Raw genomic sequence first — 9,725 nt, 5'->3', positions numbered from 1 at the left:
TCTGACGCCCGGGGTGGGCGTCGGCCGCTTCTCCTGCCTTTCGGGCTACTGCCAGGCGCAGTGGACGTGGTTGCCCTCGTCGAGGGCTTCCGTCGCGCCGTACGCGCGGCAGGCGCTGACGAAGGTGGCGTTGCTGACGGACATGTTGTCCGCGTCGAACGCGATGCCCTTGTAGTGGTTCGAGTTCGACGAGTGGTCGCCGCCGGCGATCTCGGTGACCAGGAAGGTGTAGCCCCGCTCCGTGGCCAGCTTCAGCATGCCGTTGAGCATGGCCGTGGAGAGCCAGACCTCGCGCTCGCCGACGTCGCTGTAGTTGCTGGTCTCGGCGGTGGTGCCGTTCTTCGTGTCGGTGATGTTCGCCTGGGCCGTGGAGTCGGCGTCGACGACCCCGCTCACGTGGTAGGTGAGCAGGGAGATACGGGAGTTGGCGTCGATCGACGCCGCGAGCTGGGCGCGGCTGGTGCCGCCCCCGCCGCTGCCGGAAGCGCCGACCAGGGCGTTCCAGGTGTTCGGGCCCACGATCCCGTCCGCCGTCAGGCCGTGCTTGGACTGGAAGTCCTTGGCGGCGTTGGTCGACGCGGTGCCGAAGTCACCGTCGACGACGAGGCCGTACCCGTACCGGTTCAGCTGGGTCTGGGCCGCTCTGGCGGCGTTGCCGGTGCTGCCGCCCTGTACCGTGGCGACCAGCTTGGGCCAGGTCAGCGGGCCCACCGAGCCGTCGGCCGTGAGCCCGTTGGCGCTCTGGAACGCCGAGACCTTCGCCTCGGTCGTGGGACCGAACTGGCCGTCGGCAGCGGTCGCGTACCCGCGGTGGTTGAGCAGGTGCTGGATCGTCGTCACCTGGGCCCCGCTGTCGCCGTTGGCGATGACGGGCCAGGTGGCGGCCGAGGCGGTGTTCGGCCCGAGCAGGACGGCCACCATCGCGGCGATGACCGCGGCGACCAGCGCCGGGAAGCGTCTGCGCATGTCTCTCCTTCGCGTGTTGCGCCGGCCCGCGTCAGCGGTAGCGGACGTGCAGGTGGTTGTCGTGGTTCGGGTACTGCGTGGTCAGGCCCTCGGAGATCAGCGTCGGGTCGTTGAAGTAGATGACCTCGATGTGCCCGGGGGCCGCCGCGCGGATCGCCTGCACGAGCTGGCGGGTCGCCGCCCGGTCGTAGGTGCCGGACTGCCAGGTGATCCGGCCCGCCGAGCACTGCGCGGAATCGGTGCGGATCGGCCAGATGTCGATGTCGAGCCCGACCTCGTGGCTGGCGTGGCCCGGGATGTCGCCGCCGTGTTCGAAGCCCGCGTCGCCCATCGGCACCTTGCCCTGGCCGGTCGAGGCGAACGACGCGGCTGCGGCCTCCAGCTGGCCGACGGCCGCGGCGGTGGCCCAGTTCGCGGTCGCGTTGCCGTCCGGGTTCTGGTCGCAGATGTTGGTGAAGTTCACCAGTTCGTAGTGCCAGACCAGGTTGCGCCAGGTGTCGGGGCCGACGACTCCGTCGGCGGACAGGCCCGCGTGGCTCTGGAAGGTCTTCACCGCGGTGGCGGTCGCCGGGCCGAAGTCGCCGTCGACCGTCAGGCCCGCCGAACGCTTGGCGTTGAGCAGGTACTGCACGGCCTTCACGGCCGATCCGTTGTCGCCCTGGCGCACCGTGGCGACGAGCCTGCCCCAGGTGTTCGGGCCGACGACGCCGTCCGCCGTCAGGCCCTGGGAGCTCTGGAAGGCCTTGACAGCGGTCGCCGTGCCGGAGCCGAAGACCCCGTCGGCGGCCACGGACTGGCCGTGCGCGCCCAGCAGGTACTGGAGGGCGACGACGTCGCTGCCTCGGTTGCCCGAGCTCTGCAGGTGGTACGCCGCTCCCGCGAACGCCTGGGCCGGGGTGCCCGTCTGGACGAGCAGGGCCGTGGTCAGGGCGAGGAACAGGGCGATCCGGGCGCTCTGCTTGCGCAGACCGGACGATCGGAGCATGGTGCGATCCCTCTCGTGTCGAATCATGTCGGGCTTGGTTGCGATGGGTTGTGGGTTGTGGGTTATGGGTGCGGGGTGCGGGGTGCGGGGTGCGGGGACGGGGGCAAGGCGCGGGTCACGTGCGCGGGGTGAGCCCGGCGCGTTCCCGTGGACGTCCTCGTGTCGTTGCTCAGGGGACCGGGTGCCCGAAGGTCAGGCCGTGCCGGTGCTCCAGTTCCCGGATGCGCGGCAGCAGGCCGCGTTCCAGCGCGCGGAGTTCGTCGTGGTGCGCCGCCTCGAAGGCGGTGCGGCGGGCGGTGCGCAGGGGTTCCCGGACCGCTTCCACCGGGGCCATGCAGGCGGCGTAGGCCGCCCCGAGGCCCCGGTCGGCGCGGGCGGCCTCCGCCCCGTCCTCGATACCCTGGACGGTGCGGTCGACGAGGGCGAAGAAGCCGTCCTCGTCCTCGACCTCGACGCCGTACCGCGTGAGGCAGCCGGGCAGGGTCCGCAGGGCCTCGCGGGCCCGCGGGTCGTCCCGGACCGCCGAGACCTCCGGCCACCACAGCGACTGGAGCGGCGAGTACAGGTCCTTGAACTCCTTGGCCGCGGCGCGGCCCTCGGTCTCGCAGCGCTGCTGCGCGGCCCGGTCCGTCCGGCCCGCCGCCCGGCCGCTCGGGGAGGCCGACGGCAGGGCGGGCACGCTCATCGTGAGGCCGTGCCGCCCGATGAAGCCCAGGTCGGGCAGGTCGGACCAACCGATGTACGCGGGGGGCGGCACCTCGGCGGGCCGCACGCCCGCCCCCTCCGCGCACTCCTGGAGCCGGGCGTGGCCCACCAGTTGGGCGAAGCCGTCGAGCCCCTGGGTCAGCCGGCTGTCCGTACCGGTCGCGGGCAGCACCATCGCCGTCAGGTCCCGCTCCGCCGGCAGGCCCCGCGCCACCGTCGGCGGCCGTACGGGGCCCGACGCCGTGGGGAGGGACGCCGCGGAGAGGCCGGGCGCGGCGCCCCCGCAGCCCGTCAGGGCGGCCGCCGCGACGACGGCGCCCAGGACCGCCGCGGTGATCGGCCTCTTCTTCACAGCGTCTCGTGCCTCTCGGTTGTCCGGGCGCCGCGGGGCCGTCATGCTGGTGGCCCCGCGGCGTACTGCCGATCCGCCGGGGAGCGGGTCAGTGGGTGATCTTGACCGTGTCGCCGCCGTCGAGCAGGCTGGAGACGCTGAACTGGGTGCCGGCGGAGAGGCCGGTGATGAGCCAGTAGGTCGAGTCGTTGACGCTGTGGTAGCCGTCGGACGCCTGGACGTACCGCTTCGATCCGGTCACCCAGCCGGACGACTTCTTGTAACGGCCGGCGTAGTGGTCGTAGGTGCGGCTGCCGGAGTTGTACGAGTAGGTCAGGTTCAGGTCACCGCAGCCACTGGAGGCCTTGGTGGCGATGGTTCCCTGCGACTCGTACTCACCGGTGGTGAGGGTGGTGACCGTGCACGCCTGGGCCGACGCGGACGCCGCCGGGGCGAGCGCCACGCAGGTGGCGGCGACACCGGCGAGGGCGAGGGCACCTGCGGTGAGGGTGGTGCTGCGGATGCGACGCATGTCGTGACTCCTGTGGTCGGATGGGTGGTGGGGATCGGTGGTGCGCGAGGGCCTGTTCCGGCCGCCGCCGTTTTCGGCCCAGCGGAATCCTGACCATGCCGACCGGCGAATGCGTAGGTCCCGTCGCCCACTCGGGACACTCCCGGGACGCGCGCCCACCGGGACGTCCGGGAGGGGACGCGCGGGGACGGGACGGGACCAGGGAAGGGACGGGGAGGGACGGGCAGCGCGAGGCCAGGCGCCCGGGGTGCGGGAGAGGGTGAGGCGGTCTCCCGCCTCACCCCTCTCCCGCACCGGGATACCGGCCACTCAGGCCAGCAGCCGGCTCCAGGTGCGGGCGTCCGCCACGCCGTCGGCCGGCAGGCTCGCCGAGGTCTGGAACGCCCGCACCCCCGCCTCGGTGCCCGAGCCGAAGCTGCCGTCGACGACCAGCGTCTGACCGCGCGCGTTGAGCTGGCCCTGGAGCGCCTTCACCCCGTCGCCCTGCGCTCCACGCGCGAGCGGGTTGGCGAGCTGGTGCCAGGTCTGGTTTCCGGCCACGCCGTCGACCCCGGCCCGGTTGGTCGTCTGGAAGGCCCGCACCGCGCTCTCGGTCGCCGGCCCGAAGGAGCCATCGGCCACGACCGTGGCGCCCCGCGAGTTGAGCAGGTACTGCAGCGACCTGACGCGCTCGCCCGAGTCACCGAGCCGCGCCACCGGCCAGCCGCCCCACGCCGGGCTGCCGCCGATCCGGGCGGCGACGTCGGCCCTGAGCTGCGGCAGCAGCGCGTACAGCCGGTCGCCGGGGCACTCGGTGTTGTTGAAGTCCCGGTGCCCGAAGATCTGGTAGGCGCGCAGCCCGTACTGGGAGCAGATGTACGCGCAGAGGTCCACCAGCTTCGCGTACTGCGCCGACCGAGGGTCCACCGACGTGTACGTGCCCTCGTTCTCGATGCCGACGGCGACGGTGTTCTGGCCGGTGCAGTGCGCCGACTCGACCTGCTGGGTACCGGCGGCCAGCGCGGCGACGCTGGAGTGCCGGCCCTCGGTGATCCAGCCGCCGCGGCTGATCGTGAAGTGCTGGCCCGAGTCGATCCAGCCCCGCGCGTCCATGTGGTCGGCCTGGATCGACCGGGACAGCGCGAAGGCGTGCGCCTGCGAGTAGTCGGTGCTGTTCGGGGTCGCGGTGTGATGGACGATGATCTTCTGGGGCCCGGTGGCCAGCAGCTTCACCGGGGTGCTCGGCCCGCGGGCGCCCCAGGCCACGCACCCGGAGATCACCGGTCCGGCGAGCGCGGCCCCCGCGGCGGCGCGCGCGGCCCCCGGCAGTGCGGTCCCCAGGACCGCTCCGGCACCGAGGGCGAAGGCCCCGGACAGCAGCGCGCGCCGTCGCGGACGCGGCATCGACAGGTCGCTCATCGTCTCTCCCCATGTGTTTCGGCAGCCGCCCCGCACAACGCGGAGCGGCGGCCGAATGCTATGAGCAACCCCCCTGTCCCATCAGGGAGTCCCGCTTCTCAGACTTGGGCGCGTCGGCTTCTCGGGACGCCCCGGGATCCCGCCGGGCGTCGCCGCCTCAGGGCTGCGGGGCGTCCTGCGAGGGGTCGCACTCCTGCTCCTTGACCTTCGGGATCACTCCGCAGATGGAGATGGTCGACAGGGGGTACTCGGCGACCGACAGCATCCGCGTATAGGTGTCGCGGTCCACCCGGATGGTGGACTCCTCCGTCCGGCTGCCCTTGTCGGTGATGATCACACCGTCGCCGATCGCCCCGTTCTCCAGCCGCCCCCAGACCGCCTGGCAGGCGGCGCTGTGCCGGAGCTGGATCCGCAGCCCGCGCAGGTAGAGGAGCCGGACGGTCTTCGCGTCCCACTGGCAGTTCATCGTCTGCGGTTCGCGCCCGAGGCAGGACTCCCCGGAGCAGCCGGGCAGGGGGTGGTCGGACTCGGCGCCGGGTGTGCGCTCGGCAGCGCCCTGGGCCGTCACCGCCGAACTCTCGCCGCTCGCCGTCGGCTTACCCGCGTCCGCCCGCGCGCCGTCCGGAGCGGACTTCACTCCGAGGACGGCGATCACGATCAGCGCACCCACGACCGCGCCGATCGCCATGTGGACGAGCGGCCGCACCCGTCCGGCGGGGCGGGGCCCGGGCCCGGCGACGCGGTCCGGATCCGGCGCGACACCCGGCGCGTGCCGCTCCTCCCGTACGGGTTCCCTCTCCCGTACGGGTTCCCTCTCCCGTACGGGTTCCCCGTCCCGTACGGGCTTCCCCCGGCCCGCCGGCTCCTCCGGCCCCGGCGTCGTCGCGCCCCGGCCCTCGTCCTGCCCCTCGCCCAGGCCCTTCGGGCCCAGGCCGTCCGTCCCCTCTCGCTCGACTGGCCCTCGCCGCTCCGGCTCCGGTTCCCCCTGCACCTCTGGCACGGCTCCCTCGCGTCTGCTTCTGCGGGCCAGCCTCTCGGCGTGTTCCCAGAGGGCGATCAGGGGCGTGGGGTCCTGCCCGACCACGTCCGCGAGCTGCTGGATCGCGGCGCGGCTCGGCCACTGTTTCCCGTTGAGGTAGCGCTCCCAGGACGAGCGGCTGTAGTGCGTCTTCTCGGCGAGCCGGCCGTAGCTCAGACCGAACTCCTCCTTGATCCGGCGCATCCCCGCCAGGACCCGTTCGCGGACGGCGCTGAGCTCGGCGTCCCGCCGACGCCGCTCGTCCCGGGCCTGCTTCTCGACAGCAGTCATTCGCAGTCTCTCCCCCGTGTTGAACCCCCCTTGTAGGCAAGGGAGTTGATGAACAACTTGCCGCTACCTGCGGCAGGACTTTGTCACACCGGGACACCCGCGACACGGCGGTCTCACAGACCTCCAGGGCCCGCGCGAGTGATCTGCGCCACAGGTAGCCGCGTGACACGAGTCGTCCCGCCCCGTCCCGTCCCGCACGCCCCCGGCGTCCCGCGCGTCCCGGTCCCGTCCCGTATCGCTCGCGGGAGGCTCCGAAGCAACCGCCCCGGCAGCACCATGACTTCGGCCGCTCCCCGATCCACCGCGAAGACAAGGACTCCGAGTGATATCCACCCGAACGCCGGACCTCCGGCGCCGCCTGCCGCTCGCCCAGGCGGCGCTCGTGCTGGCCGCCGCCCTGCTCGCCGTGCTGGTGCCCTCCGCCCCCGCGCACGCCCTGGACTCCACCACCTGGATCCAGCGCAACCTCGCGGGCATCGGCTATCTGCCGACCGGCGGGATCGACGGCGTCTACGGCGCGCAGACGACCGCCGCGGTCCGCTCCTTCCAGCAGGACAACGGGCTCGCCGAGGACGGCGACTACGGCAGCCGCACCGAACTCGCCCTGCACAACAAGGTGAAGGAGGTGCAGCGCAAGGCCGGCGCCACGGCCGACGGCGCGTACGGCGACGGCACCAAGTCCAAGGTGACGTCCTGGCAGCAGGCGAACGGCCTGTCCGCCGACGGTGTCGCGGGGCCCGCGACCATGAACGCGATGCGGGTGGCCCGTACCGTGAAGATCACCGCACAGTGGAAGATCACCGAGCACGGCTGGTCTGTGAGCGGCCAGTTCGGCTGCCTCGACAACCTGTGGATCCGCGAGAGCACGTGGAAGGTGTACGCGACGAACCCCTCGTCCGGCGCCTACGGCATCCCGCAGTCCCTGCCCGGCGACAAGATGGCTGCGGCGGGCCCCGACTGGCAGACCAACCCGGCCACCCAGATCGAGTGGGGACTCGACTACATCAAGTCCCGCTACAGCACTCCGTGCGCGGCGTGGTCCTTCTGGCAGTCCCACAACTGGTACTAGAAAACGAGGAGTTCACCATGGCATCGGCATCCGACCTGTCCCGCCGTTCACTGCTGCGCTTCGGCGCCGGCGCGGCTGCGGCCACCGGTCTGGCCGTCGGCGGCGGTCTGGTCCTGGCTTCCCCGGCCGCCGCGTACGGCTGGCCCTCGCAGCTCGCCCAGGGTGCGAGCGGCGCGGCCGTCACGGAGCTCCAGATCCGGATCGCGGGCTGGGCGGCGAGCTCGGCCCAGCAGACGTACGTCACCGTCGACGGCCAGTTCGGCCCCGGTACCGGCGCGGCGCTGCGCCGCTTCCAGGCGGCGTACGGGCTCTCCGCCGACGGAGTGGCAGGGCCCCAGACCTTCAGCCGCCTCAACGCGCTGGAGAGCTCCGACGGCTCGACCGCGCACTTCGAGTTCTCCGAGTTCCAGAGCAAGGACGGCTCAGGCTTCTCGGGCGGCAAGGTGGGCGCGGCGACCGTGAAGGAGAACGTGCGCCGCAACATGTACAAGCTGGAGGCGCTGCGCAAGAAGTGCGGCGACCGGGCCGTCACGATCAACTCCGGCTTCCGCAGCATCTCCCACAACTCCTCGGTGGGCGGCGCCTCGAACTCCATGCACCTGTACGGCATCGCCGCGGACGTCGCCATCTCCGGGCTGTCCACGAAGAGCATCTACCAGAAGGCCGAGACCTGCGGATACTCGGGTCTGGAGACGTACACGGTGTCGTGGCAGCACGTGGACTCCCGGGTCGAGTACGCGTACGGCTCGCAGTCGTGGTGGTGGGAGGACGGCGTGGCCTGAGCCCGGACGCGTGCCCGCCACGGCGGGCACCTGAGGTGAGACGTGGATCACCGTCACAGGTGGTGCGGAGTGGAACCGGATATGCGCGCTTCCCCTCTCCATGTCTCGTCATGCCGTGCGGGCCCACCCCCCGGGTCCGCACGGTTCCTCCGCCCCGCCCTGTTCGTCGCGTCCTGCTCCCAGGGCGACGGGCACGTCCGCATCGGCGACAAGCCGGGCGCCGGCTCGGCCACTTCCTGCCGCTGCCGTGGCCGACGTGACACGACCGGCCGCACAGCACGTGCCGGACGTGCGCGGGCAGGGCCGGTAGTGGTCGGGCAACTCGGCCGCGACCTCCAGGGGCACTCCCCGTGCGGAGTTTCGGTACGCACAAGACCCCTCCCTCGGCAAGGCGAACGAGAGGCGCCTGACGGGCGAAAGCCCAGGTCAGGCGCCCCTTTTCGGGTCTCTAGAAGAAGCCGAGTTTCTTCGGCGAGTAGCTGACCAGCAGATTCTTCGTCTGCTGGTGGTGCACCGAATGCACCCATGCTGACCTGGCAAAACGGCGCTTCGTAGGGCTCTCGGGCGGGGGTTGGTCCGGAACTGGTCCGGATCTTGGTCATTGGGGGACGGGCCCGTGGCCCGTCGGGCCTTTGGCGTCGCCCCGAAGCCGCCCGGCGCCCCCGAGCGGGTGGAAGGGGCGGGGCACCGGGCCCCGCCCGCATCCGGGGGCCCGCGATCTACGCGAGCAGTGCCACGGCCCGCAGGTCGGGCTCTGTCGGGGTAGTGGCACGGCGCTGCTGCGGTACGGGACGGTCGCGTTCGACTACGGACTTCTCGGTGTCCGTGAGGAGTGCCATGAGTGATGAGCGGGCGCGGGCGACGCGGGAGCGCACCGTGCCGATGGGACATCCGACGGCTTCGGCGGCCTCGACATAGGGGAGACCCAGCAACTGGGTGAGGATGAAGGCCTCGCGGCGGTCCGCCGGGATCGTCGACAGGAGTTCGGCGAGGGCGATGCCGTCCTCGAATCCGGGGAGTCTCTGGGGCTGTTCCTGTTCGGCGGCGGTCTGCCAGTCGTGGCGGTCTGACAGGCGCGGCCGTGCGGCGGAGCGGCGGATGCTGTCCACGACCGTGCGGCGGGCGATGGACAGCAGCCGGGGCCGGGCGGAGGAGCGGCCCTCGAACCGGGGGAGTGCGGGGAGGGCTCGTACGAAGACGTCCTGGGTGAGGTCGTCGGCGGCTTGCGGGTGCGCCGCCCCCGGCGGCCCGGCGCTGGCTCGCTCGTCTGCGCGCCGCCGGCGGCCCGGCTGCAGATGAAGTTGCGCCGGCCGTGGCCGGTTCGCGGACCTGGGTGGCCGGGTCATTCCTCGTTCAGCCAGCGGCATACGCAGTACTGCTGGTCGCGGTCCGCTCGATGATCCATTGGTTGAGGACGTCGTCGGCGAGCTCCCCTGTCTCGGGGTCCCTTCGGGTGATCTTCGCTTCCACGCTGAGCTGGTCCATGCCCCGGGGGGATCTCGCAGGAAGTCGCGCTCGACGGCCTGGCGGTTGAGGAGGGTGGGGGTGGGGGCGGGCCGGCGCGTGAGGGTGGGACCGAGGCTGGACGGGGCAGCCGTGGTGGGTGCGGGAGGGGAAGGGGTGACGGGCTGGTGGGTGGGAACCGGTC

Annotated in this window: 10 protein-coding genes; 2 read left to right on the top strand and 8 right to left on the bottom strand. The window is 72.3% G+C overall.

Features of this window, described 5'->3' with window-relative positions; translation table 11 throughout:
* Window positions 1-45: 45 nt before the first annotated feature.
* The 6 genes from IE311_RS31545 to IE311_RS37260 all read right to left on the bottom strand — a co-directional run bounded on the left by IE311_RS31545 (window position 46) and on the right by IE311_RS37260 (window position 6,226).
* Window positions 46-966 carry a peptidoglycan-binding domain-containing protein gene (locus IE311_RS31545; RefSeq protein WP_189835277.1) on the bottom strand — a complete coding sequence of 307 codons (921 nt, stop codon included), beginning with the start codon at window positions 964-966 and terminating at the stop codon, window positions 46-48.
* Window positions 967-997: 31 nt separating this feature from the next.
* Window positions 998-1,951 carry a penicillin-insensitive murein endopeptidase gene (locus IE311_RS31540; RefSeq protein WP_189835276.1) on the bottom strand — a complete coding sequence of 318 codons (954 nt, stop codon included), beginning with the start codon at window positions 1,949-1,951 and terminating at the stop codon, window positions 998-1,000.
* A gap of 169 nt (window positions 1,952-2,120) precedes the next feature.
* Window positions 2,121-3,008 (bottom strand): hypothetical protein, encoded by an 888-nt coding sequence (locus IE311_RS31535; protein ID WP_189835275.1) that lies wholly within the window; start codon window positions 3,006-3,008, stop codon window positions 2,121-2,123.
* 88 nt (window positions 3,009-3,096) lie between these two features.
* Window positions 3,097-3,519 (bottom strand): hypothetical protein, encoded by a 423-nt coding sequence (locus IE311_RS31530; protein WP_189835274.1) that lies wholly within the window; start codon window positions 3,517-3,519, stop codon window positions 3,097-3,099.
* 309 nt (window positions 3,520-3,828) lie between these two features.
* Complete coding sequence (locus IE311_RS31525) at window positions 3,829-4,917, bottom strand: peptidoglycan recognition protein family protein (RefSeq protein WP_189835273.1); 1,089 nt, start codon at window positions 4,915-4,917, stop codon at window positions 3,829-3,831.
* Between the two features lie 157 nt (window positions 4,918-5,074).
* Complete coding sequence (locus IE311_RS37260; protein WP_189835272.1) at window positions 5,075-6,226, bottom strand: helix-turn-helix domain-containing protein; 1,152 nt, start codon at window positions 6,224-6,226, stop codon at window positions 5,075-5,077.
* 322 nt (window positions 6,227-6,548) lie between these two features.
* Here IE311_RS37260 and IE311_RS31515 point away from each other — a divergent pair, with 322 nt between their 5' ends.
* Window positions 6,549-7,295, top strand: a complete 747-nt coding sequence (locus IE311_RS31515) for a peptidoglycan-binding domain-containing protein (RefSeq protein ID WP_189835271.1) — start codon at window positions 6,549-6,551, stop codon at window positions 7,293-7,295.
* A 17-nt stretch (window positions 7,296-7,312) separates the two neighbouring features.
* Window positions 7,313-8,077, top strand: coding sequence for a D-Ala-D-Ala carboxypeptidase family metallohydrolase (locus IE311_RS31510; protein ID WP_189835270.1), 765 nt, complete (start codon window positions 7,313-7,315; stop codon window positions 8,075-8,077).
* A gap of 719 nt (window positions 8,078-8,796) precedes the next feature.
* On the opposite strand, the gene IE311_RS31505 is transcribed toward IE311_RS31510, so the two are convergent.
* Together IE311_RS31505 and IE311_RS37150 are read right to left on the bottom strand one after the other, a co-directional pair.
* Window positions 8,797-9,423 carry a sigma-70 family RNA polymerase sigma factor gene (locus tag IE311_RS31505; RefSeq protein ID WP_229902285.1) on the bottom strand — a complete coding sequence of 209 codons (627 nt, stop codon included), beginning with the start codon at window positions 9,421-9,423 and terminating at the stop codon, window positions 8,797-8,799.
* Between the two features lie 7 nt (window positions 9,424-9,430).
* On the bottom strand, window positions 9,431-9,562 hold the full coding sequence (locus IE311_RS37150) for a hypothetical protein (RefSeq protein ID WP_268257219.1): 132 nt from the start codon (window positions 9,560-9,562) through the stop codon (window positions 9,431-9,433).
* Window positions 9,563-9,725: the final 163 nt, after the last annotated feature.

The sequence above is a fragment of the Streptomyces zaomyceticus genome, from assembly GCF_014656215.1.
Classification (GTDB): domain Bacteria; phylum Actinomycetota; class Actinomycetes; order Streptomycetales; family Streptomycetaceae; genus Streptomyces; species Streptomyces zaomyceticus.
The sequence above is the reverse complement of the archived record's forward strand: the minus strand, read 5'-3'. Positions and strand labels throughout refer to the sequence as shown.

Bases quoted from the DNA above. Each gene is read 5' to 3' on its own strand.
- IE311_RS31545 (WP_189835277.1), bottom strand. From the start codon at position 966: ATGCGCAGACGCTTCCCGGCGCTGGTCGCCGCGGTCATCGCCGCGATG.
- IE311_RS31525 (WP_189835273.1), bottom strand. From the start codon at position 4,917: ATGAGCGACCTGTCGATGCCGCGTCCGCGACGGCGCGCGCTGCTGTCC.
- IE311_RS31505 (WP_229902285.1), bottom strand. From the start codon at position 9,423: ATGACCCGGCCACCCAGGTCCGCGAACCGGCCACGGCCGGCGCAACTT.
- IE311_RS31510 (WP_189835270.1), top strand. From the start codon at position 7,313: ATGGCATCGGCATCCGACCTGTCCCGCCGTTCACTGCTGCGCTTCGGC.
- IE311_RS37150 (WP_268257219.1), bottom strand. From the start codon at position 9,562: ATGGACCAGCTCAGCGTGGAAGCGAAGATCACCCGAAGGGACCCCGAG.
- IE311_RS31530 (WP_189835274.1), bottom strand. From the start codon at position 3,519: ATGCGTCGCATCCGCAGCACCACCCTCACCGCAGGTGCCCTCGCCCTC.
- IE311_RS31540 (WP_189835276.1), bottom strand. From the start codon at position 1,951: ATGCTCCGATCGTCCGGTCTGCGCAAGCAGAGCGCCCGGATCGCCCTG.
- IE311_RS37260 (WP_189835272.1), bottom strand. From the start codon at position 6,226: ATGACTGCTGTCGAGAAGCAGGCCCGGGACGAGCGGCGTCGGCGGGAC.